Genomic DNA, 23,023 nt, shown 5'->3' with positions numbered 1-23,023 from the left:
AACAAGGCGAACGCGCGGACGTTTAGTTAGGCTAAACGAACCACATTCAACATTGCTATCACGCAAAATAGCCTCAGCCCTTCGGGTTAGGTTTAAAATTAGCACACTCTTTGTTACCGTTCTCACCAAGAGAACCACTCTTAGTTTTGAAAGGCGCCACGATTGCGCTAATTTTAAACGATAACTCAAATGCACAATGAATTATCAACAAGCCCTAACGTAAATGGCCTTGTTCTAAAATTAAACAAGGTTTTGGTTTTTGTTGAACAATATTAATATCGTGCGTGGCAATTAACACAGTCATTCCAAGACGATTAAACTCTTCAAATAAATTAAAAATATCCAGCGAAAGGGCGTTATCTAAGTTCCCTGTTGGCTCATCAGCGAGCAATAATTGTGGTTTATGCACAATGGCGCGGGCAATATCGACACGTTGTTGTTCACCACCCGATAAATGGATTGGTAAGTGATTAGCACGATCACGCAAGCCAACGCGATCTAACGCCGCTAAGGCTCGGCTTTGTGCTTCTTTTGGGTGAATCCCCGCAATGATAAGCGGCAACGCCACATTATCCACAATACAACGATCGGCAAGCAGACGATAATCTTGATGCACCATACCAATTTGGCGGCGTAAGAAGGGCAATTCGTGTTTAGACAGGCGTGTAATATCGTGTCCGTTAAACCAAATTTGCCCGCCATTGGCACGCTCCATACCCATAATAAGTTTCAATAGGGTACTTTTCCCCGCGCCAGAATGCCCGAGAACATAGCTCATACTCCCAACCGGAAGATGAAAGTTTAATCCCTGCAAGGCTGGCTTGCCACCTAAATAAGCCTTGCTGACGTTTTCAAAGCGTATCATCGTTGTTATCTCTTTTCTTTTTATGTTAAGCGAATGATTATAACGGATATTCTTATTTTTTGAGCAGAAATTTATGGGTTAAATGTAAGGAATTGTCAATCCAGAAAAAAAATGATGAGCATAACCAAACAACTCATCATTTTTACCGATTAATCCAAGGCTTTGCCTTTCAATTCTGGAATTAAGAAAATGGTGGCGATCATATCGATTACATAAATCAGCGCAAGGAACGCAATCGCGGTGGAAAACGAATAACTTGCCACCACAGCACCGACGACCACAGGGCCGAAACCACCAACCGCACGCCCGATATTAAATAGCACATTTTGTGCAGTTGCTCGGGCTTGAGTTGGGTAGGCTTCTGCCATTAATGCACCGTAGCCGCCCATCATTCCATTTACGAACATTCCGAGAAAGGCTCCTGCAATCAGCATTGCGTTTGGATCAGTCAGTTGTGAGTAGGTAATCACGCTGATCACTGCGCCAAGTTGGAAAAGCAGAAAACTTGGTTTGCGTCCGATTTTGTCCGCAAGGCGACCAAAAATCCAGATGCCGCTCATCATTCCGCATACGGTTACCGCCGTCCAAACGCCAGATTTGGTTAAGCTAAAGCCAAGCTGTTTAGATAGGAAATTAGGCAACCAGATCATTATGCCGTAATAACCAAAATTCTGTACGGAAGTCAGAACCACCACTCCTAGACTAACTTTGGCGGTTTGTTTATCTTTCACTAATAATTGGAAAGATTGGCGGAATGCCTGCCATTTTGATTGTGTCGTGGCGGAAAGTGCGGTCTGTTTTTCGGTAAAAACGTCAGGTTCGTGTAATTTCGCTCGCAAATACCACGCCACAAAAGCAGGGAAAATGCCCACAATAAACATTCCGCGCCAGCCAATGATTGGCAATAATAATGGTGTAAGCAATACTGCACCTAGCACGCCCACTTGCCAGCCTAATGCCACATAAGAAGCGGCTTTTGCACGATGGCGAGCAGGCCAAGCTTCCGCCGCTAATGCCATTCCAATACCAAATTCACCGCCTAAGCCAATGCCGGCAATAGTTCGGTAAATTAATAAATCCCAATAACCTTGTGCGAGCGCACATAAGCCGGTAAACACGGCAAATAGCACGATTGTCCAAGTTAATACTCGCACACGGCCATAACGATCGCTTAATGCGCCGAAAATAATGCCACCCGCCACTGCGCCGATTAATGTCCAAGTAACCAAGGAGCCTGCTTGTGCGCTTGAGAGCGCTAAATCTGCAGAAATTGCGCTGAGCATAAAGCCGAGAATGAGTAAGTCGAAGCCGTCCATTGCATAGCCCACGGCAGAGCCGATCAAGGCTTTCCAGCCATAATCATTTACTTTGTTGTTCATAGATGTCCTTTTGCTACTCACGGGTAGCCTTTAAAGTGTTAAGAAAGGAAGTTTGCTAAAAGTGTGCCTTAAAAAGCGCACATAGTGTAGTTAATTTGGCAGTCGTAAGCAAATAAAAAAACAGCCTTGCAAATCATTACAAGGCTGTTTGAAAGATTATTCCACCGTTACCGCTTTCGCAAGGTTACGCGGTTGATCCACGTCTGTTCCTTTGATTAAGGCGATATGGTAAGAAAGCAATTGTAACGGCACAGTGTAGAAAATTGGTGCGGTTACTTCGTCCACTTTTGGTAACACGATGGTTTTAAAGCCTTCACCATCGCTAAAACCTGCATCGTGATCAGCAAAGATATAAAGCTGACCGCCACGGGCGCGCACTTCTTCAATGTTTGACTTCACTTTTTCAAGTAAATCATTTTCTGGTGCAACCACAATCACCGGCATATCGCTATCAATTAAAGCCAGTGGGCCGTGTTTTAATTCTCCAGCTGCATAGGCTTCTGCGTGAATGTAGGAAATTTCTTTCAATTTCAAGGCAGATTCCATTGCGATTGGGTAAAACTCGCCACGTCCTAAGAATAGGGTGTGGTGTTTATCAGCAAAATCTTCAGATAATTTTTCAATTTGTTTATCGTAAACTAATGCGCTTTCAATTTGCGCTGGCAAACGTTGTAAAGTCTGTACAATGTGATGTTCTTGCTCTTCGCTCACTGTGCCTTTTAAGCGTCCGATTGCCGCATTTAATAATAATAAACAGGTTAATTGAGTGGTGAAGGCTTTGGTTGATGCCACGCCAATTTCCACGCCCGCACGGGTCATAAAGGCGAAATCTGATTCACGCACTAAAGAAGAACTTGCCACGTTACAGATTGTCATTGCCGTCATATAGCCTGATTCTTTGGCTAAGCGTAATGCGGCCAAGGTATCTGCGGTTTCACCCGATTGAGAAAGGGTGATAAGCAGGCTATTTGGGCGAGTAACGAATTTGCGATAGCGGAATTCTGACGCAATTTCCACATCACAGCTTACGCCTGCAATGGATTCAAACCAATAGCGAGCCACCATTCCTGCGTTGTATGAGGTTCCGCACGCCACAATTTGAACGTGTTCCACTTTTTTCAAGATTTCTGCTGCATTAGGGCCAATGGCATCAATATTGACTTTACCATTAACGATACGGCCATCTAAGGTGTTCATAATCGCAACAGGCTGTTCAAAAATTTCTTTTTGCATATAGTGGCGATATTGCCCTTTGTCTGCTGCATCGGCTTCAAAATGCCCTTCGTGCATTTCTCGTTCAACAGCATTGCCTTGCGCATCAAAAATTTGTACATCACGGCGAGAAATTTCCGCCACATCGCCTTCTTCTAAATAAATGAAACGGCGTGTTACGCTTAATAACGCTAAAGGATCGGAAGCAAGGAAGTTTTCCCCCACGCCTAAACCGATAACCAATGGGCTGCCAGAACGTGCTACGATTAAATGCTCAGGTTCATCTTGGTGCATTACCACTGTGCCATACGCCCCTCGCAACTGAGCCACGGTTTTTTGCACCGCTTCTAATAATGAGCTAGCTGTGCGGTACTCCCACTCTACTAAGTGGGCGATCACTTCGGTGTCGGTTTGCGAAAGGAATTCATAACCGCGTTTTTGTAATTCTTCACGCAATTCTTCATAGTTTTCGATAATCCCATTATGTACCACCGCAATTTTGCCAGAACGATGTGGGTGAGCGTTGGCTTCTGATGGCTCGCCGTGGGTTGCCCAACGGGTGTGAGCGATGCCTGTTCCCCCTAAAATTGGATGGGCTTCAAGGGCTTCATCTAAGGCTTTTACTTTACCTACACGGCGTACGATTTGCATATGATGATTTGCATCTAGCACCGCGATACCCGCTGAATCATAACCACGGTATTCTAAACGATGTAAGCCATTGACTAAAATTTCTGCTACATCACGTTGTGCTACTGCACCCACAATTCCACACATAAAATGTCCTCTCTGGTTAGAAAATAAAAAAGTTGAAAAATTTACACCGCACTTGCGCAGATCACTTCCACGCCTTGTGCTTCAATTTGTTGTTTAATTTCAGCGGCGAGCAAATCGTCCGTGACTAACACATCAATTTGCTGCCAAGTTAATTCGATATTTGGCATTTTTCTGCCGATTTTTTGTGATTCCACCATCACAATCACTTCACGGGAAACTTCCGCCATTACACGGCTTAAATCCACTAATTCATTAAAGGTGGTCGTGCCACGCTCTAAATCAATGCCATCCGCACCAATAAAGAGCTGATCAAAATTGTATGAACGCAACACTTGCGCCGCCACTTGCCCTTGGAAAGATTCAGAACGCGTGTCCCAAGTTCCCCCTGTCATCAACAGCGTTGGCTCATTTTCTAAAGCACGCAGTTGAGTGGCTACGGAAAGGGAGTTCGTCATCACCACTAAGCCTTGCTTTTTATTGAGCTGATTGATCAATGCCGCAGTGGTGCTACCGCTATCAATAATAATGCGATTATGATCCGCAATGCGTTCCGCCGCTTTTTTAGCAATCGCTAACTTTCGTTTTGAAAGATGTTCATCTTGACTTTCATCAAGTAACTCTTGCGGCATTAAAATCGCCCCACCATAGCGGCGTACCAACACACCATTGGCTTCAAGTGCGGTCAAATCTTTGCGAATTGTTACCTCTGAAGTTTCAAATAGCTGCACAAGCTGTTCCACACTCACTTCGCCTTGGCTTTGTAATAATTGCACAATGCGATGACGGCGTTGTTGCGTATTTCTAGGCTGAATGTTTCGTTTCATAATCTTAAATTAGATCTAAATTTCGGTTCGGAATATTATAGAAAGAAAAGGGAAATGTAAATAGAAAATTCGTTAAGGAAAACAAAACAACTGTTTTTCTAAATCGTATAAACAAAAAACCCTGCATTATGCAGGGTTAGAAAAATAAGGGCAATTAATTATTTGATCGCGTCTTTTAATGCTTTACCAGCAACGAATGCAGGCACTTTAGATGCTGCAATTTGGATTTCTGCACCAGTTTGTGGATTACGACCTGTGCGCGCTTTACGCTCGTTCACTTTGAATGTACCAAAGCCGATTAATTGAACTGGCTGACCTGCTTTTAAGCTACCTGCGATAGCATCTAAAGTTGCTTCTAATGCAGCTTTAGCTTGTTTTTTGTTTAACTCTGCTGCACTTGCAATTGCATCAATTAAATCCGTTTTGTTCATAAATTAGTACCTTCTCTATTTTGTGATTAAATTAACAGTGTTAGGATACGCCTAACTCAATAATAAATACTGTATGCACAGTGTGGTAAAGAATAAATCAACTTCTATATAAAGCAAAGCAATAAATAGCAAAAATGTAATCTAAATCACATTATTGGCTAATTTCTATACCAATATTTGAGATTCCTTCTGCGCGAATTTCATTTTTAAGCGCTAAAATCAAGGAAACATCGCGTTCTTCGCTCTCTCGCAGCGCACGGTAGATCTGCCATTGCACATCTAATTCTTGTTCAATTTCTTCACTTGCTTTGAGTTCTTGCTCGGATAATTCTCGGTCTAAATTGGTTTCTAATAATCCGATAACAGTTTGTAAAGAAATCAAACTCACTTGCACGGCGTGCTCTAAGGTTTCACCTGCAATTAGGCTATGCAATAATTCAGAAAGTGCCTCGCAGGCCTCAATCGCAGGTACAACGCCATAAAAATCATAATTATTCACATCAGGGATAATCGCCTCAAATTTTTCGAGCTGATTATCAAAATTGATGTGGGCATCTTTCACGGTTAAATATTCCCAGGTTAAATTCAGAATATTTTGATAAATTCGGCTTTGCGCGGGCTGTTCCGTAACTTGGCAAAAAAGCTGAAAATTCGGCAACATTCGCTCACACAGACACGCCATAAAAGTGAGATGTTGCCAACTGGTTAAATTTTCTAAGCGTTTATGAATAGGATTTCGCATTGTTTATCCTTATTTATGGTAAGGCTGAGAATATTGATGGATTGCGTCCACAAAAATTTTCGGGCTGATTTCTGGCACATCTTGATGAATACCGTGTCCGAGATTGAAAACGTGGCCGCTGCCTTCGCCAAAATCCGCTAAAATCGACCGCACTTCTTGTTCAATGCGCTCTGGTGAAGCATAAAGCACAGAAGGATCCATATTGCCTTGTAGCGCCACTTTATGCCCGATACGTTTTTTGGCATCTGCAAGATCCACTGTCCAATCCAAGCCCACTGCATCACAGCCTGTATTGGCGATATTTTCTAACCATAAGCCGCCACCTTTGGTAAAGAGGGTAACCGGCACTTTACGCCCTTCATTATGACGAATGAGATTTTCCACAATTTTCTGCATATATTGCAGCGAAAACTCAAGGTATTCACGATGAGCTAGCACACCGCCCCAAGTATCAAAAATCATCACTGATTGCGCACCCGCTTTAATTTGTGCATTGAGATAAAGGGCAACGGAATCCGCTAATTTATCGAGTAACAAATGCAAGGTTTGTGGATCGGTATAAAGCATTTTTTTGATTTTTGTGAAAGCTTTGCTACTGCCCCCTTCCACCATATAGGTGGCAAGCGTCCAAGGGCTGCCAGAAAAACCGATCAACGGCACTTCACCTTTGAGTTCACGGCGAATGGTGCGCACCGCATTCATCACATATTGCAATTCTTGTTCCGGATCGGGAATTGGCAAATTTTCCACCGCACTTTTATTTTCGATAGGGCGCGCAAATTTAGGCCCCTCGCCTGCGCCAAAGCTCAATCCTAGCCCCATTGCATCAGGAATGGTGAGAATATCAGAAAACAAAATGGCGGCATCTAAATCATAGCGGCGTAAAGGTTGTAGTGTCACTTCGCAAGCCAACTCTGCATTGCGACAAAGGGACATAAAATCCCCTGCTTGCGCACGCGTGGCTTTGTATTCTGGCAAATAACGCCCTGCTTGGCGCATCATCCAAACGGGGGTCATATCCACAGGTTCGCGCAGAAGCGCACGCAAATGACGATCATTTTTTAATTCAAACATCTTAAATTCCTTTATTTTTCTACCGCACTTTTATCATCATCGGCACAAAGTGCCAGTGTGGCATTAATTAATTTCAACGCAATAGTGCCTTGTGGCGGCAAATTTGGCAAGGGTTTATCATAATTAAACCATTGAGCATCTTGCAGTTCTGCTTCTTGTAAGCGAATTTCACCCGCCGCATAATCGGCTAAAAATCCTACCATTTGAGAATTGGGGAACGCCCAAGGCTGGCTGCCAAAATAACGAATATTTTTCACCTGAATCCCAGTTTCTTCAAACACTTCCCGTTGCACGGTTTGCTCAAAACTTTCCCCCACTTCCACAAATCCCGCCAACGTGGTGTACATTTTTTCCTGTTGATGACGCTGATGATTGGCGAGCAAAATCTGCTTACCACGGCGAACTGCCACAATAATCGAAGGGCAAATCACGGGATAAGTGCGGTATCCACAGGCAGAATTTTTGCACTGCACAGCTAATTCTTCTTTTGTCATTGCCATTTTTGAACCGCACTTCCCACAAAAGCGATGGGTTTTCAGAAAATGATTAATCTCCACGCCACGATTGAGCAAATTAAATTGTGCTTCTGGCAAATGAAGCTGGCTACGCAATGAAGTATATTCTCGGCCATCTTCCTGCTCGGCAACAAGCCAAAGCGGCGCGCCATTCCAACGCCCAATTTCCATCGCCAAACGCCCCGTTAATTGAAAATCCTCCGCCTTTCCTTCGGGCAATTTTCCCTCGATAAGAAAAATATTCGATCCTTGGGTTAAAAGCCAAGCACCTTGTGTTGCTGGCTCAATAGGTCGCATTGAAAAACTCATAAAAATTTCACCGCACTTTGGTTTTGGTTGCTAGTTTAATCGCTTAAGGGGATTAATAGTTTAAGCTTATTAGGGTTTGGAGTATTTTACCGCTTTATCAATGAAAAACTATTAAAATTTACGTAAAAAAATAGTGCGTTTCCGCACTACTTTTACATATTAAATCGGTAAAACCTCTCTACCGAAATTTTCGTTAATCATTTCTGCTGCGGCGAGGTAGAAAGCGCTGAGTGCGGTGATTAGGCCTAGACAGCCGCCGATTTGTACTAAACCGTGATAGCCAAAACCATCACCGATTGCTAGTGCGTAGAAGGTTAATACTAAGAAAAAGAACACCACACGCAGGGCTTTGGGTTTGCTGAAAGAGGCGATGAACATCATTAGGGTGAATGTTCCCCACGCGGCTAAATAGCAGCCTAAAAATGCAGGGCTGGCTGTTGGCATAAATTGTACGAACAATGCCCAAGACCACCAAAATGAGCCGTAGCTGATAAAGGCAGTGAAACCAAAGGTGTTGCCTTTGCGGTATTCCATAATGCCTGCGATTAATTGTGCCGTTCCACCAAACGCGAATGCCATTGCAAGCACAATAGAAATACCGTCTTGTTTATCAAAAATGCCTGCGTTAATTAAACTTAATAGCCAAGTAGTTAAAGCAAAACCACATAACCCTAATGGGCCTGGGTTTGCCAATTTTTCTGTTGTTTGAGTTGTCATTTGTTTTCCTAGTTTGTTAATAAAATCAAAGGGCGGATTATGCTTGATATTGCTTTGAAAATAAAGCAATTTTGTAGAAATGAAGCAGAAAAGTTTGGCTAAGATAATTTTTTAAGTGCGGTGGAAAATTTATGAATTTTTCACCGCACTTTATGTGCTTTGTTAAACATACAAAACGTTATGTAGTACCAAAGTACAGCCAATATCTTCTGTTCTATCCATTATTAAAATCGGTTTATTTGCTAAGTGCGGTAGAAAATTTACGAATTTTTGACCGCACTTATTTATTCGTGCAAATAAAAAAGCCCGACACAATGTTCGGGCTTTTGGTTGCTTGTTAGCGATTATTCTGCATCTTCCGCCATATTTAACATTTCAGCAAGACTTGCGGTTGCATCGTCTGCGGTAAATGTAAATTCTGATGCAATTTCTTCATCAGAGATGGTTGATGCTTTGGTTGGCTGTTCAGGTTCAATGATACCTGCTGCACGGTTTTTCTGGCGTTGTTGGTGATACGCAAAACCTGTACCTGCTGGGATCAAACGACCAACGATAACGTTCTCTTTCAAGCCACGCAATTCATCGCGTTTACCTGCCACGGCTGCCTCTGTAAGCACACGAGTGGTTTCTTGGAATGAGGCCGCTGAGATAAAGGATTCTGTCGCCAATGAAGCTTTGGTGATACCCAATAACTCACGTTCAAACTCAACCAATGGTTTACCTTCTGCTTCACGTTTTTGGTTAACCATTTTCACACGTGCTACTTCCACTTGCTCACCCTCTAAGAATTCAGAGTCATGCGCTTTAGTGATGATGGCTTTACGCAACATTTGGCGAACGATCACTTCGATATGTTTATCGTTAATTTTTACCCCTTGCAAGCGGTAAACTTCTTGCACTTCGTTTACGATGTAATCCGTAACGGCGTGTACACCGCGCAAGCGTAGAATATCATGTGGCGTTTCTGCACCATCAGAAATAAGATCCCCACGTTCTACCATTTCGCCTTCAAATACGTTGAGCTGACGCCATTTTGGAATCATTTCTTCGTACACTTCACCCTCAGTTGGTGTGATGAGTAAGCGGCGTTTACCTTTGGTTTCTTTACCGAAGGAAACAATACCCGAAATTTCTGCGAGGATTGCAGGCTCTTTCGGTTTACGCGCTTCAAAGAGATCCGCTACGCGTGGAAGACCACCGGTAATATCTTTTGTTCCCGCTGATTCTTGTGGAATACGCGCAAGAGAATCCCCCACGTGAACTTCCGCACCATCTTCAAGAGTAACAATCGCTTTACCTGGCAAGGTGTACTGTGCTGGTATATCTGAACCTGCAACAAGAATGTCGTTGCCTTGCGCATCAACAAGTTTAATGGTTGGACGTAAATCCTTACCTGCTGTTGCACGTTCACCCACATCTTGTACTACGATTGAAGATAAACCAGTTAATTCATCAGTTTGACGAGTTACAGTTACACCGTCAGTAATATCTACGAATTTCACGAAACCTGATACTTCAGAAACCACTGGCATTGTATGTGGATCCCAGTTCGCTACGATTTCGCCTGCGTTCACTTCATCGCCATCTGCTTTGTTTAACACTGCACCGTAAGGCACTTTATAATGCTCTTTGGTACGACCAAATGCGTCAATAATGGTTAATTCCGTGTTACGCGAAGTTAAGACCAATTTGCCTTCTTTGTTCGTTACGAATTTCACGTTGGCTAAACGTAACGTACCGTTATTCTTAACTTGAATGCTTGATTCTTTCGCTGCCGCAGATGCCGCACCACCGATATGGAACGTACGCATCGTTAGCTGTGTACCCGGCTCACCGATTGATTGCGCAGCGATAACACCCACGGCTTCACCTTGGTTGATAAGGTGTCCGCGTGCAAGATCGCGTCCGTAACATTTCGCACACACACCAAAGTTGGTATCACAGGTTACAACAGAGCGTACCTTGATGCTATCTACGGAATTTTCATCAATCAGATCACAAAGTTTTTCATCTAATAAGGTATTACGCGGAATTAAAACTTCATCTGTACCCGGTTTTAAGATGTCTTCTGCCGCCACACGACCTAATACACGATCACGCAGAGGTTCTTTTACATCTCCCCCTTCGATTAATGGGGTCATTACGATACCTTCGTAAGTGCCACAGTCATCTTCGATGATCACTAAATCTTGTGCCACATCTACTAAACGACGGGTTAAGTAACCTGAGTTCGCCGTTTTTAATGCCGTATCGGCCAAACCTTTACGCGCACCGTGGGTTGAAATAAAGTACTGAAGTACGTTCAAGCCTTCACGGAAGTTTGCGGTAATTGGTGTTTCGATAATTGAGCCATCTGGACGCGCCATCAAACCACGCATACCTGCAAGCTGACGAATCTGTGCAGCAGAACCACGCGCTCCAGAATCTGCCATCATAAAGATGCTGTTAAATGAAGCTTGTTTTTCTAGCTCGCCTTCACGGTTTACCACTTCTTCTTGAGAAAGGTTTTCCATCATCGCTTTGGCTACGCGCTCATTCGCCGCCGCCCAAATATCGATTACTTTGTTATAACGCTCACCTGCTGTTACCAAACCTGATTGGAATTGCTCTTGGATTTCTGCAACTTCTTGTTCTGCGGCTGAAATAATTTCGTATTTCTTCGCTGGGATCACCATATCGTCAATCCCTACTGATGAACCAGAACGTGCTGCGTAAGCAAAACCGGTGTACATAATTTGGTCAGCAAACAATACGCTCGCTTTCAATCCTAAACGGCGATAGCTTTCGTTAATTAATTTTGAAATCGCTTTTTTGCCTAAGGTTTGGTTGAACAAGCTAAATGGCATACCTTTTGGTGCGATCATCCATAAAATGGCACGACCAATTGTGGTGTCCACAAGGCTGGTTTGCGGTACAAATTCGTTAGAAGCATCTTTCACATATTCTGTGATACGCACTTTCACACGAGAATGTAATTCCGCTTGACCTGTACGATAAGCTTTCTCCGCTTCGCGTGGATCTTGCAATAACATTCCTTCGCCTTTACCGTTCACTTTATCACGGGTCATATAGTAAAGACCTAATACAACGTCCTGTGATGGTACGATAATCGGCTCACCATTTGCTGGTGAAAGAATGTTGTTGGTTGACATCATTAAGGCACGCGCTTCAAGCTGTGCTTCAAGGGTTAATGGCACGTGAACCGCCATTTGGTCACCATCGAAGTCCGCGTTGAACGCCGCACACACTAATGGGTGTAATTGAATCGCTTTACCTTCAATTAAGATCGGCTCAAAGGCTTGAATACCCAAACGGTGCAAAGTTGGCGCACGGTTCAATAGGATTGGGTGTTCGCGAATTACTTCTGCCAAAATATCCCATACGATTGCGTCTTCACGCTCAACCATTTTCTTCGCTGCTTTGATTGTGGTTGCAAAGCCACGGCTTTCTAATTTGGCATAAATAAATGGACGGAATAATTCCAACGCCATTTTTTTCGGTAAACCACATTGATGTAGATGTAAGTATGGCCCTACGGTGATTACAGAACGGCCGGAGTAATCTACACGTTTACCCAATAAGTTTTGACGGAAACGACCTTGTTTACCTTTGATCATATCCGCAAGTGATTTCAATGGACGGCGGTTAGAACCAGTAATTGCACGGCCACGGCGACCATTATCCAATAACGCATCAACAGATTCTTGTAACATACGTTTTTCGTTACGCACGATAATATCCGGCGCGATCAAGTCTAATAAGCGTTTTAAACGGTTATTACGGTTGATCACTCGGCGATATAAATCGTTCAAATCTGAAGTGGCAAAACGTCCGCCATCAAGTGGAACTAATGGACGTAAATCTGGTGGTAACACTGGCAATACGGTCATCACCATCCATTCAGGTTTATTACCTGATTGAATGAAAGATTCTAATAATTTTAAGCGCTTAGTGATTTTTTTACGTTTGGTTTCTGAATTGGTTTCTTGCAATTCTTCACGCAAGGTTTCACATTCCACTTCTAGATCCATATCACGCAATAACGCTTGGATCGCTTCTGCACCCATTTTAGCTTCAAATTCATCGCCCCAACGGTCTTCTGCGTCCATATATTGTTCTTCCGTTAATAATTGACCTTTTTCAAGATCAGTCATTCCCGGCTCAGTAACAATGTAAGATTCAAAATAAAGTACACGTTCAATATCACGCAACGGCATATCTAATAATAAGCCGATACGGGACGGTAAAGATTTTAAGAACCAGATATGAGCAACAGGTGAAGCAAGCTCAATATGACCCATACGTTCACGGCGAACTTTTGCTTGTGTCACTTCTACGCCACATTTTTCACAAATTACCCCACGGTGTTTTAAGCGTTTATATTTTCCGCATAAACATTCGTAGTCTTTTACTGGCCCGAAAATACGCGCACAGAAAAGCCCGTCACGCTCTGGTTTAAACGTACGGTAGTTGATGGTTTCAGGTTTCTTAACTTCACCAAATGACCAAGAACGGATCATATCCGGTGAGGCTAAACCAATTTTGATCACATCAAAATCTTCGCTGGATTTAGATTGTGCTTTTAAAAACTTAACTAAGTCTTTCACAGATTTTGCTCCTGTCGGAGTTAAACTTATCCAAGTGCGGTGTAAAATTTTGAATTTTTTCACCGCACTTGAGCGTACTTTAGCTTTCGCTTATCAGATTATTCTTCGTCTAAGTCGATGTTGATACCGAGTGAACGAATTTCTTTCATAATTACGTTGAAAGATTCTGGTGTACCCGGATCCATTTGTTGGTTACCGCTCACGATGTTTTTGTACATCTTCGTACGGCCGTTCACATCATCGGATTTCACCGTGAGCATTTCTTGTAAGGTGTAAGCGGCACCATAAGCTTCAAGCGCCCAAACCTCCATCTCACCGAAACGCTGACCACCGAACTGTGCTTTACCACCCAATGGTTGCTGCGTAACAAGACTATAAGAACCTGTTGAACGCGCGTGCATTTTGTCATCAACTAAGTGGTTCAATTTGAGCATATACATATAACCTACGGTTACTGGACGTTCAAATTTCTCACCTGTGCGACCATCGTATAAGGTGATTTGACCTGAAGTTGGCAATCCACCTAGCTCTAATAAGCCTTTAATTTCTTCTTCGTGCGCACCATCAAATACTGGCGTTGCCAATGGTAAACCTTTGCGTAAGTTTTGCGCTAAACGCATTACTTCTTCATCGGTAAAGGTTGAAAGATCCACTTTTTGTGAACCGCCACCTAAGTCGTAGGCTTTTTGGATATAACCACGCAATTTCTCAACATCTTGTTTTTGTTTGATCATTGCATTAATTTGATCACCAATTCCTTTCGCCGCTAAACCTAAGTGCGTTTCAAGGATCTGACCGATGTTCATACGAGAAGGTACGCCCAGTGGGTTCAATACGATATCTACTGGCTGACCATTTTCGTCATACGGCATATCTTCAACTGGGTTGATTTTTGAGATAACCCCTTTGTTACCGTGACGACCCGCCATTTTATCCCCTGGTTGGATTTGACGTTTCACCGCAAGGTACACTTTCACCACTTTCAATACGCCCGGCGCAAGATCATCACCTTGGATAATTTTGCCGCGTTTCACTTCAAGTTTATGCTCAAAGTCTTTACGAAGTTCTTCATATTGCTCAGCTAATTGCTCTAACTGGCTTTGTTTCGCTTCGTCTGAAAGGGTTTGTTCTAACCATTTGGTGCGTTCTAATTGATCTAATTGCGCAGCGTCAATTCCGCCTGAAATCAACACATTGCGAACGCGTGCAAACAAGCCTGCTTCTAAGATCTCTAATTCTTCAACGAGGTCTTTCTTCGCTTGTTTTAGCTGCATTTCTTCGATTTCTAAGGCACGTTTATCTTTTTCTACGCCATCACGGGTGAACACTTGAACGTCAATAACCGTACCTGATACGCTGTTTGGTACGCGTAATGAAGAGTCTTTCACGTCAGAGGCTTTTTCACCAAAGATCGCACGCAATAATTTTTCTTCTGGGGTTAATTGGGTTTCACCTTTTGGCGTAACTTTACCCACAAGAATATCACCGCCTTTCACTTCCGCACCGATATAGACGATCCCTGATTCATCAAGTTTGCTTAATGCCGCTTCACCTACGTTTGGAATATCCGCAGTGATTTCTTCAGAGCCTAATTTGGTATCACGCGCCACACAAGAAAGCTCTTGAATGTGAATGGTGGTGAAACGATCTTCTTGCACCACACGCTCAGACACTAACATTGAGTCTTCAAAGTTATAACCATTCCAAGGCATAAATGCCACACGCATATTTTGACCGAGGGCAAGTTCACCAAGATCCGTTGATGGACCATCGGCAAGGATTTCACCACGTTCAATTGGCTCACCTAATTTCACGCAAGGAATTTGGTTAATACAGGTATTTTGGTTAGAGCGGGTATATTTCACAAGGTTGTAAATATCAATCCCTGCCTCACCTGCAACGGTTTCATCTTCGTTTACTTTTACAACAATACGCGAAGCATCAACGTATTGGATTGTTCCGCCACGTTTTGCTACAACCGCAACACCAGAGTCTAACGCCACCGGTTTTTCCATACCTGTACCGACTAATGGTTTATCCGCACGCAAGGTTGGTACCGCTTGGCGTTGCATGTTCGCACCCATCAAAGCACGGTTCGCATCATCGTGTTCAAGGAACGGGATAAGCGCTGCTGCCACAGAAACAATTTGCTGTGTGGATACGTCCATATAGTGAATTTCTTCTGGACGATATAAACCAGACTCACCGTGCTCACCACGACAGGTTACGAAAGTATCGGTAAAGCGTAATTCATCATCTAAGTTTGAGTTCGCCTGCGCGATAATATATTTGCCTTCTTCAATGGCCGATAAATATTCAATTTCTTCTGTAACTTGGCCGTTTACCACTTTGCGGTATGGTGTTTCTAAGAAACCATAATCGTTAGTACGCGCATACACCGCTAAAGAGTTGATCAAACCGATGTTTGGACCTTCAGGGGTTTCGATTGGACACACACGACCATAGTGAGTTGCGTGAACATCTCGCACCTCAAAGCCTGCACGTTCACGGGTTAAACCACCTGGCCCTAAGGCTGAAATACGGCGTTTATGGGTTACTTCTGAAAGCGGGTTATTTTGATCCATAAACTGAGAAAGTTGTGATGAACCAAAGAATTCTTTCACCGCTGCCGAAATTGGTTTGGCATTAATTAAATCTTGTGGAGTTACAGCTTCAAGATCACCTAAAGAAAGACGCTCTTTCACCGCACGCTCAACACGCACTAAGCCAATACGGAATTGGTTTTCTGCCATTTCACCTACAGAACGAATACGGCGGTTACCTAAGTGGTCAATATCATCTACTTCGCCGCGGCCGTTACGGATATCGATTAATTTACGCATTACATTAACGATATCTTCTTTGCTTAAAATGCCGCTACCAGTCGTTTCTTCAATGCCTAAAGAGCGGTTGAATTTCATACGACCCACCGCAGATAAATCATAGCGATCTGGTGAGAAGAACAGGTTATCAAATAAACCTTCTGCCGCTTCTTTTGTTGGCGGCTCACCTGGACGCATCATACGATAGATTTCAACCAATGCACTTAAGCGATCAGTAGTTGGATCAACGCGTAAAGTGTCTGAAATATACGGGCCGTAGTCTAAATCGTTAGTAAATAGGGTTTCGATCGTTTTGTAACCTGCTTGAGCGAGTTTCGCTAAAATCTCTAGCGTAATTTCACCATTGGCAGGACAAATCACTTCGCCAGTTTCAAGATCAACATAATCTTTCGCTGCCACTTTACCCACAATGTATTCGGTTGGTACTTCAACCTGAGTCACATTGTCTTTTTCAAGGGCGCGAATATGGCGAGCAGTAATACGGCGACCGACTTCAACATAAGTTTTTCCATTTGCCACAATATCGAAAGTTGCCGTTTCACCACGCAATCTTTCTGGCACTAAGGTCATTAATAATTTGTTATCTTCAATTTGGAAAACAACTTTATCGAAGAATAAGTCTAAAATTTCTTCTGTTGTATAGTTTAATGCACGCAAAATAATGGTTGCCGGCAATTTACGGCGGCGGTCAATACGCGCATATAAGTTATCTTTTGGATCAAACTCAAAATCTAACCAAGAACCACGGTAAGGAATAATGCGTGCGTTATAAAGCACTTTTCCTGATGAGTGCGTTTTACCTTTGTCGCTATCAAAGAATACGCCTGGGCTACGGTGTAATTGCGAAACGATTACACGCTCTGTACCATTAATCACAAATGTTCCGTTATCTGTCATCAATGGGATTTCACCCATATAAACTTCTTGCTCTTTAATATCTTTAATTGTGCCTGGCGCGGCATCTTTGTCATAGCTAACAAGACGTAATTTCACACGCAATGGTGCAGCATAAGTGGTGCCGCGAATTTGACATTCACGCACATCAAATACTGGCTCGCCTAAGCGATAGCTCACATATTGTAATTCCGTATTGCCATTGTTGCTGACAATTGGAAATACCGAACGGAATGCCGCTTCTAAGCCTTGCTGACCATCTGGATCTCTTTGGATAAATTTATCGAAAGAATCAAGTTGAATAGTTAATAAATAAGGTACATTTAAAACTTGCGGACGTTTGCCGAAGTCTTTACGAATACGTTTTTTCTCAGTATAGGAGTAACCCATTGGTTTTCCTCAGTAAATTTTAGTGAGACCGAGTTGATATAAAAGAAAAGTGCGGTGATTTTTTCACGCATTTTTATCATATCAATGATGAATCCGTTTTCAGATACCGCACTCTGAACCTTACTTCTGATGAGCGGGTTGCCATCAAACTACCAGAAAACTAGCCTGATTCACGCAACAAAACGGTGATTATTCAGTATATTTTTAATCCAAAAAGGTTAGTGAATTAAAAATGGCTGGTTATTATATAAGAATAAATAAATAAAAGTCAAGCAACTAAAAATCATATAAACAAAAACCCCGATATCACTATCGGGGTTTTTAGAACCAGAATTGGTCGCTGAAAAATCAAAATTATTTGATTTCTACTTGCGCGCCAGCTTCTTCTAATTCTTTCTTAAGTGCTTCAGCTTCAGCTTTCGCTACACCTTCTTTTAAGGTTGCTGGAGCAGATTCCACTAAGTCTTTAGCTTCTTTTAAGCCTAAGCCAGTTGCACCACGTACTGCTTTGATAACTGCTACTTTGTTAGCACCTGCTGCTGCAAGAACTACATCGAATTCAGTTTTTTCTTCAGCTGCACCAGCGTCACCGCCAGCTGCTACTGCTACTGCAGCCGCTGCTGCTGAAACACCGAATTTTTCTTCCATCGCAGAGATTAATTCTACGATTTCAGTTACTGATTTAGAAGCGATCGCTTCAATAATTTGTTCGTTAGTTAATGACATAACAATCAATTCCTAAAGTAAATAAGTTAAACCTGGTAAGAAACGCTTGGATTAAGCTGCTTCTTGTAATTTGTCGCGTAATGCTGCAAGAGTGCGAACAAGTTTGCCTGCCGCAGCTTCTTTCATTGTACCCATTAAACGTGCAATTGCTTCTTCGTAAGTCGGTAATGTTGCTAAGAATTCAACATCTTGGATCTTACCTTCAAAGGCTGCACCTTTAATTTCAAACTTATCATTTGCTTTTGCAAAATCTTTGAACAAACGTGCTGCTGCACCTGGGTGTTCAGTAGAGAATGCGATAAGTGTTGGACCTACAAACGCATCTTTTAAGCACTCGTAATCAGTGCCTTCAACTGCACGGCGTAATAAAGTGTTACGCACAACACGCATTGAAACACCAGCTTCACGAGCTGCTTTACGTAATTCAGTCATTTTATCAACGGTTACACCACGAGAATCCGCGATAACTGCTGATAGGGCACCTTTGGCTGCTTCATTTACTTCAGCAACAATTGCTTGTTTGTCTTGAAGATTTAATGCCATTGGCTGTTAGCTCCTGATACACTCCGCCTAAGCGGAACTTCTAAAAAATCTCAAAAAATCCACCGCACTTTTACTGCAAGGCAATTTCTTTTTTTGAGGCTAAGAGGTGTCCAGAAGCAGAAAATTCTGTCTGTCCACCATCTACGCAGGCGTTAAAATTAAGAAATGATTCGCATCATTTCGCCTACGGTCTTGGATGGGGCTTGATAGTAAGCACCATCAAAAATCTACCTAAGCAGATTTAGGTCGGGCATTATAGATATATTTATAATCAATGTAAACAAAAAGTTCTAACCATTAATTTTTATATCTAAATGCCAATCATAAAAAACGGCTTATTCCATTTGATAAGCCGTTTTCAAAACTCAAATTATAGGCTGCTTTGATCTACTGCAACGCCTGCACCTTGAGTGGTAGAAAGACTTACTTTCTTAATAAATACACCTTTCGCAGAAGCAGGTTTTGCTTTTGTTAAGGCGGCTAGTAATGCTTGTAAGTTTTCTTTTAATTGCTCAGGGGTGAAGTCTGCTTTACCGATTGTGGTGTGAATGATACCGTTTTTATCATTGCGGTAACGAACCTGACCAGATTTTGCATTTTTCACTGCTTCAGCAACGTTTGGAGTTACAGTACCCACTTTCGGGTTTGGCATTAAGCCACGTGGCCCTAAGATTTGACCTAACTGACCTACAACACGCATTGCATCAGGAGAAGCGATAACAACATCAAAGTCCATTTCGCCTTTCTTGATTTGCTCTGCTAAATCTTCCATACCCACTAAATCTGCACCCGCTTCTTTCGCAGCTTCTGCGTTAGCACCTTGAGTGAACACAGCAACGCGAACGTTACGACCTGTACCGTTTGGTAACACAGTCGCACCACGAACGTTTTGGTCAGATTTACGTGCATCAATACCTAAATTTACTGCCACATCAACGCTTTCTACGAATTTAGGGCTAGTAAATTGTTTTAATACTGCGATCGCATCATTGATTTCATAAGCTTTGGTTGAATCAACACCCGCTTTGATTGCTTTCATACGTTTGGTTAGTTTAGCCATTGATTAGTCCTCCACTACCAAACCCATTGAACGCGCAGTACCTTCAATAGATTTCATCTTAGTTTCGATTGTTGCACCAGTCATATCCGCTGCTTTAGTTTCTGCGATTTCACGGATTTGTGCTTGAGTTACTTTACCTACTTTATCTTTGTTCGGTTTACCAGAACCAGATTTAATGCCAGCTGCTTTTTTCAATAATACCGCTGCTGGTGGAGTTTTAGTAACAAAAGTGAATGAACGGTCTGCATATACAGTGATCACTACTGGAATCGGTAAACCTTTTTCTAAGCTCTCAGTACGTGCGTTGAATGCTTTACAGAATTCCATAATGTTCACACCTTGTTGACCTAATGCAGGACCAACTGGTGGTGAAGGGTTAGCCATACCTGCTGCAACTTGCAACTTAATATAGGCTTGAACTTTCTTTGCCATTTTAATTTCCTCGTTATGGGTGATAACGCTTTTCAGCTCCCCGTTAATTGAAACACATCAAAGATGCTTTACAAAAAACCACGAGCAAGATGACTTGCTCGTGATAGACTGCGAATTATACAATAACTTTAAGCAGAGTTACAACAAAAATATTAGAAATAACCTTTGCTATTATACATTCCAGCACTAATTCCATTTAACCCAATTTGAATCACCCCATGCTTATATAATACTCTCTCAAAATCAAATAATAATGCACTTGCAAATTTAGACTCAAGATAATCGCCTTTAATTACCATATTAAAATTCATTGCATTTAATATACTACCATTAACTGAGAATTGCATAATTATCTCTGGATCTTTTTTCAATAAATTCAAAAGCTGGTAATTAGGATAAATCCTAAACTTACCATCCTCTTTCATAATTCTAACTCTGTGCCCTTCACCTCTACAATCTGTGGCTTCAAGATAAGTGGCTGTGTCAGTCCATTTATTAGTTATCGTAGAAAAAATTGTCCCTAAAAATCCCATAATGACCTCTATGTAATACATGATTAATGAGATTATATGATATACTCTTATAACCATAGACAACACCAACTCAAAGTATTAAATTTGACCGTATTAGTAAGAAAAATTCAACTTAAGAGAGATAAATATGAAAATCCACGAAACAGTAAGGACAATGCGAGAAATCAACCAATTCACCCAAGAAGAAATGGCTGAGAAGTTGGGAATTTCACTGAATGGATATTCGAAACTGGAACGCGGCATTTCAAAATTAAGCCTAGAAAAATTAGAAAAGATTGCTGAAATTTTTCACATTAACGTTTCTGAATTATACTCTGCAACAGAAAAAGGATTTTTTTGTTTATTCAGCGAAAATAGCCAAAATAATTCTGTATATTATGCAAACAGCGATGCCGTTGCACAAGAAAATGAAAAACTCAAGCTTATCATCACACACAAGTAAGAACTGCTAAAACAAAAAGAGAAAGAGATTAAACAATTAGAAGAAATTATCCTATTATTGAAAAAAGAATAAAACAATACCTTTATTTCTTTAAAATACGGTCATTTTTTCTTTAAAAAACATTCCCAAGAGACTAGATTTCTTTATTACTTTTAGAGGTGGTACTCTTTTGCTAAGCTCATAATCACCACCTGAACAGTTTTCTGCTTCAAACAAAACATAACAATATTGTCTTTTAGAGACTATAAATCTTCCTCCTCACACTATTCCATTTTTCAGAATGGAATCTTTTATCAAGAAAGAAGAAGGACAGCTTCCACAAAAAATAGTTTCAAATATTTTTATTCTGTTCAAAATGATAAAAACCAAATAAAAAAGGTAAGCATTGCTTACCTTTTTGTACACTAATTATTTTTCTCTACTTGTCCAAACTCTAACTCAACAGGTGTTGCACGACCAAAGATTGAAACAGAAACTTTTAGGCGACCTTTATCGTAATCGACCTCTTCCACTGTTCCGTTAAAGTCAGCAAATGGACCTTCTTTAACGCGTACATCTTCACCCGGCTGGAATACGGTTCTTGGTTTCGGTTTATCAGAATTTTGCTCAAGGCGATTTAAGATAATATCTGCTTCGCGATTGCTGATCGGGGCAGGTTTATCTGGCGTACCGCCAATAAAACCCATTACGCGTGGCACACTGCGCACAAGCTGCCAAGTGTAATCATTCATTTCCATTTGCACTAATACATAGCCTGGGAAATATTTACGTTCGCTTTTACGGCGTTTACCACCAACATTCTCAACCACTTCTTCTGTCGGCACAAGCACTTCACCAAATTGATCTTCCATTTGGTGCAATTTAATATATTCGCGTAATGTTGCTGCTACACGGCCTTCAAAGCCAGAAAATGCTTGTAACACATACCAGCGTTTTTTTGGAGTATTCTCTGTCATCTTAGAACCTCAAATTTGTTAAGAAATTAATTACAGAAACAATAATAGAATCAAGCCCCCATAAAATTAGGGAAACAATCATTGTAACAGCCATTACAATCAAGGTTGTTTGCATCGCCTCAGAACGTGTTGGCCATACAATTTTTCTTAATTCTGTTCTAGAGTCTTTTAAAAAGGCTCGTGCTTTTGTTCCTTGGTTCGTAATTGCTAAAATTCCCAAAGCAACAAGTAATAAGATCACTACCGCAACCACGCGGATTGGAGTAGAAAATTGATCTGCAAAATAAATATTTCCCACTGCTGCAACGGCAATAATGACAATGCCGAGTAGCCATAAAAAGGTATTTAGTCCTTTCGATTTTTGAAGATGTTCCGCTTGTTCAGCGTGTTTCTTTTTATCAATATTTGACGCCATAATTGTATCCATTATTCAATTAAAATCGGGATGCTGTTTTGAACGGGGAATTGTAGCATTTTCTTATTTTGTTGCCTATTAAAAATAAGAGAAATTTTCGTGATTTCATACAATAAGGACATAAATCTGCGCAAAGAAAAAACTCCTAAAATTTATACCGCACTTTATTTATTCTTTTATAACAAAAGTGCGGTGATTTTTTCCAGATTTTTCATTGCAAAATCCAAGCAAAACAAAAGGGCATCTTTCGATGCCCTCTCTTAGCTTTTAGCTTTTCTAGTGTTACCTAGCAATCATCATTATTTGATGATTTTCGCTACAACACCCGCACCTACTG

At 41.7% G+C, this 23,023-nt stretch carries 20 protein-coding genes; 2 read left to right on the top strand and 18 right to left on the bottom strand.

The window, feature by feature from the left end; genetic code table 11:
* Window positions 1–214: 214 nt before the first annotated feature.
* The 9 genes from ftsE to ACNAV8_RS10105 form a co-directional block, all read right to left on the bottom strand.
* On the bottom strand, window positions 215–865 hold the full coding sequence (gene ftsE, locus ACNAV8_RS10145) for a cell division ATP-binding protein FtsE (RefSeq protein ID WP_126371162.1): 651 nt from the start codon (window positions 863–865) through the stop codon (window positions 215–217).
* A gap of 149 nt (window positions 866–1,014) precedes the next feature.
* Window positions 1,015–2,244: an MFS transporter gene (locus ACNAV8_RS10140; protein WP_103855030.1), complete on the bottom strand. Its 1,230-nt coding sequence runs from the start codon at window positions 2,242–2,244 to the stop codon at window positions 1,015–1,017.
* A 156-nt stretch (window positions 2,245–2,400) separates the two neighbouring features.
* Complete coding sequence (gene glmS, locus ACNAV8_RS10135; protein WP_415777670.1) at window positions 2,401–4,233, bottom strand: glutamine--fructose-6-phosphate transaminase (isomerizing); 1,833 nt, start codon at window positions 4,231–4,233, stop codon at window positions 2,401–2,403.
* A 41-nt stretch (window positions 4,234–4,274) separates the two neighbouring features.
* The gene (locus ACNAV8_RS10130; RefSeq protein ID WP_103855029.1) at window positions 4,275–5,057 is read right to left on the bottom strand and encodes a DeoR/GlpR family DNA-binding transcription regulator; all 783 of its coding nucleotides are present in this window, start codon (window positions 5,055–5,057) and stop codon (window positions 4,275–4,277) included.
* A gap of 158 nt (window positions 5,058–5,215) precedes the next feature.
* Window positions 5,216–5,488 (bottom strand): HU family DNA-binding protein, encoded by a 273-nt coding sequence (locus tag ACNAV8_RS10125; RefSeq protein ID WP_017805492.1) that lies wholly within the window; start codon window positions 5,486–5,488, stop codon window positions 5,216–5,218.
* 151 nt (window positions 5,489–5,639) lie between these two features.
* Window positions 5,640–6,230: a YjaG family protein gene (locus ACNAV8_RS10120; protein ID WP_103855028.1), complete on the bottom strand. Its 591-nt coding sequence runs from the start codon at window positions 6,228–6,230 to the stop codon at window positions 5,640–5,642.
* Window positions 6,231–6,239: 9 nt separating this feature from the next.
* Window positions 6,240–7,304 carry a uroporphyrinogen decarboxylase gene (gene hemE, locus ACNAV8_RS10115; RefSeq protein ID WP_415777669.1) on the bottom strand — a complete coding sequence of 355 codons (1,065 nt, stop codon included), beginning with the start codon at window positions 7,302–7,304 and terminating at the stop codon, window positions 6,240–6,242.
* Between the two features lie 11 nt (window positions 7,305–7,315).
* Entirely contained in the window at window positions 7,316–8,116 is an 801-nt protein-coding gene (gene nudC, locus ACNAV8_RS10110; RefSeq protein ID WP_415777680.1) for an NAD(+) diphosphatase, read from the bottom strand.
* 171 nt (window positions 8,117–8,287) lie between these two features.
* Entirely contained in the window at window positions 8,288–8,866 is a 579-nt protein-coding gene (locus ACNAV8_RS10105) for an acetate uptake transporter (protein WP_341476370.1), read from the bottom strand.
* 110 nt (window positions 8,867–8,976) lie between these two features.
* Between ACNAV8_RS10105 and ACNAV8_RS10100 the strand changes: the two genes are divergently transcribed.
* Window positions 8,977–9,186, top strand: coding sequence for a hypothetical protein (locus ACNAV8_RS10100; protein ID WP_415777668.1), 210 nt, complete (start codon window positions 8,977–8,979; stop codon window positions 9,184–9,186).
* Window positions 9,187–9,189: 3 nt separating this feature from the next.
* Here ACNAV8_RS10100 and rpoC read toward each other — a convergent pair whose 3' ends face one another.
* The 7 genes from rpoC to ACNAV8_RS10065 form a co-directional block, all read right to left on the bottom strand.
* Window positions 9,190–13,452, bottom strand: coding sequence for a DNA-directed RNA polymerase subunit beta' (gene rpoC / locus ACNAV8_RS10095; RefSeq protein ID WP_415777679.1), 4,263 nt, complete (start codon window positions 13,450–13,452; stop codon window positions 9,190–9,192).
* A 98-nt stretch (window positions 13,453–13,550) separates the two neighbouring features.
* A complete protein-coding gene (gene rpoB, locus ACNAV8_RS10090; protein WP_103854987.1) occupies window positions 13,551–17,579 on the bottom strand; it encodes a DNA-directed RNA polymerase subunit beta in 4,029 nt (1,342 codons plus the stop codon).
* A 354-nt stretch (window positions 17,580–17,933) separates the two neighbouring features.
* The gene (gene rplL, locus ACNAV8_RS10085) at window positions 17,934–18,305 is read right to left on the bottom strand and encodes a 50S ribosomal protein L7/L12 (RefSeq protein ID WP_103854416.1); all 372 of its coding nucleotides are present in this window, start codon (window positions 18,303–18,305) and stop codon (window positions 17,934–17,936) included.
* A gap of 51 nt (window positions 18,306–18,356) precedes the next feature.
* Window positions 18,357–18,848: a 50S ribosomal protein L10 gene (rplJ, locus tag ACNAV8_RS10080; protein WP_103854415.1), complete on the bottom strand. Its 492-nt coding sequence runs from the start codon at window positions 18,846–18,848 to the stop codon at window positions 18,357–18,359.
* Between the two features lie 370 nt (window positions 18,849–19,218).
* Window positions 19,219–19,908, bottom strand: a complete 690-nt coding sequence (gene rplA / locus ACNAV8_RS10075) for a 50S ribosomal protein L1 (protein WP_103854986.1) — start codon at window positions 19,906–19,908, stop codon at window positions 19,219–19,221.
* Window positions 19,909–19,911: 3 nt separating this feature from the next.
* Window positions 19,912–20,340 (bottom strand): 50S ribosomal protein L11, encoded by a 429-nt coding sequence (gene rplK, locus ACNAV8_RS10070; RefSeq protein WP_103854413.1) that lies wholly within the window; start codon window positions 20,338–20,340, stop codon window positions 19,912–19,914.
* A 152-nt stretch (window positions 20,341–20,492) separates the two neighbouring features.
* The gene (locus ACNAV8_RS10065; protein ID WP_126371128.1) at window positions 20,493–20,873 is read right to left on the bottom strand and encodes a hypothetical protein; all 381 of its coding nucleotides are present in this window, start codon (window positions 20,871–20,873) and stop codon (window positions 20,493–20,495) included.
* Window positions 20,874–21,027: 154 nt separating this feature from the next.
* Here ACNAV8_RS10065 and ACNAV8_RS10060 point away from each other — a divergent pair, with 154 nt between their 5' ends.
* A complete protein-coding gene (locus ACNAV8_RS10060; RefSeq protein ID WP_415777667.1) occupies window positions 21,028–21,315 on the top strand; it encodes a helix-turn-helix domain-containing protein in 288 nt (95 codons plus the stop codon).
* A gap of 404 nt (window positions 21,316–21,719) precedes the next feature.
* Here the strand turns inward: ACNAV8_RS10060 and nusG are convergent, their stop codons facing one another.
* Together nusG and secE are read right to left on the bottom strand one after the other, a co-directional pair.
* Window positions 21,720–22,271, bottom strand: coding sequence for a transcription termination/antitermination protein NusG (gene nusG, locus ACNAV8_RS10055; protein ID WP_103854984.1), 552 nt, complete (start codon window positions 22,269–22,271; stop codon window positions 21,720–21,722).
* Window position 22,272: 1 nt separating this feature from the next.
* The gene (secE, locus tag ACNAV8_RS10050) at window positions 22,273–22,686 is read right to left on the bottom strand and encodes a preprotein translocase subunit SecE (protein ID WP_103854411.1); all 414 of its coding nucleotides are present in this window, start codon (window positions 22,684–22,686) and stop codon (window positions 22,273–22,275) included.
* Between the last annotated feature and the right edge of the window lie 337 nt (window positions 22,687–23,023).

The organism is Avibacterium endocarditidis, from assembly GCF_965138825.1.
Classification (GTDB): domain Bacteria; phylum Pseudomonadota; class Gammaproteobacteria; order Enterobacterales; family Pasteurellaceae; genus Avibacterium; species Avibacterium endocarditidis.
This window is presented reverse-complemented; position numbering and strand designations above follow the sequence as displayed.

Excerpts from the sequence above, each read along its gene's own strand:
- hemE (WP_415777669.1), bottom strand. The coding sequence starts at position 7,304 with ATGTTTGAATTAAAAAATGATCGTCATTTGCGTGCGCTTCTGCGCGAA.
- ACNAV8_RS10060 (WP_415777667.1), top strand. The coding sequence starts at position 21,028 with ATGCGAGAAATCAACCAATTCACCCAAGAAGAAATGGCTGAGAAGTTG.
- nudC (WP_415777680.1), bottom strand. The coding sequence starts at position 8,116 with ATGCGACCTATTGAGCCAGCAACACAAGGTGCTTGGCTTTTAACCCAA.
- glmS (WP_415777670.1), bottom strand. The coding sequence starts at position 4,233 with ATGTGTGGAATTGTGGGTGCAGTAGCACAACGTGATGTAGCAGAAATT.
- secE (WP_103854411.1), bottom strand. The coding sequence starts at position 22,686 with ATGGCGTCAAATATTGATAAAAAGAAACACGCTGAACAAGCGGAACAT.
- nusG (WP_103854984.1), bottom strand. The coding sequence starts at position 22,271 with ATGACAGAGAATACTCCAAAAAAACGCTGGTATGTGTTACAAGCATTT.
- ACNAV8_RS10065 (WP_126371128.1), bottom strand. The coding sequence starts at position 20,873 with ATGGGATTTTTAGGGACAATTTTTTCTACGATAACTAATAAATGGACT.
- rplK (WP_103854413.1), bottom strand. The coding sequence starts at position 20,340 with ATGGCAAAGAAAGTTCAAGCCTATATTAAGTTGCAAGTTGCAGCAGGT.
- rplA (WP_103854986.1), bottom strand. The coding sequence starts at position 19,908 with ATGGCTAAACTAACCAAACGTATGAAAGCAATCAAAGCGGGTGTTGAT.
- rplL (WP_103854416.1), bottom strand. The coding sequence starts at position 18,305 with ATGTCATTAACTAACGAACAAATTATTGAAGCGATCGCTTCTAAATCA.
- ACNAV8_RS10100 (WP_415777668.1), top strand. The coding sequence starts at position 8,977 with ATGAATTTTTCACCGCACTTTATGTGCTTTGTTAAACATACAAAACGT.
- ACNAV8_RS10120 (WP_103855028.1), bottom strand. The coding sequence starts at position 6,230 with ATGCGAAATCCTATTCATAAACGCTTAGAAAATTTAACCAGTTGGCAA.
- ACNAV8_RS10130 (WP_103855029.1), bottom strand. The coding sequence starts at position 5,057 with ATGAAACGAAACATTCAGCCTAGAAATACGCAACAACGCCGTCATCGC.
- rpoB (WP_103854987.1), bottom strand. The coding sequence starts at position 17,579 with ATGGGTTACTCCTATACTGAGAAAAAACGTATTCGTAAAGACTTCGGC.
- rplJ (WP_103854415.1), bottom strand. The coding sequence starts at position 18,848 with ATGGCATTAAATCTTCAAGACAAACAAGCAATTGTTGCTGAAGTAAAT.
- ACNAV8_RS10125 (WP_017805492.1), bottom strand. The coding sequence starts at position 5,488 with ATGAACAAAACGGATTTAATTGATGCAATTGCAAGTGCAGCAGAGTTA.
- ftsE (WP_126371162.1), bottom strand. The coding sequence starts at position 865 with ATGATACGCTTTGAAAACGTCAGCAAGGCTTATTTAGGTGGCAAGCCA.
- ACNAV8_RS10140 (WP_103855030.1), bottom strand. The coding sequence starts at position 2,244 with ATGAACAACAAAGTAAATGATTATGGCTGGAAAGCCTTGATCGGCTCT.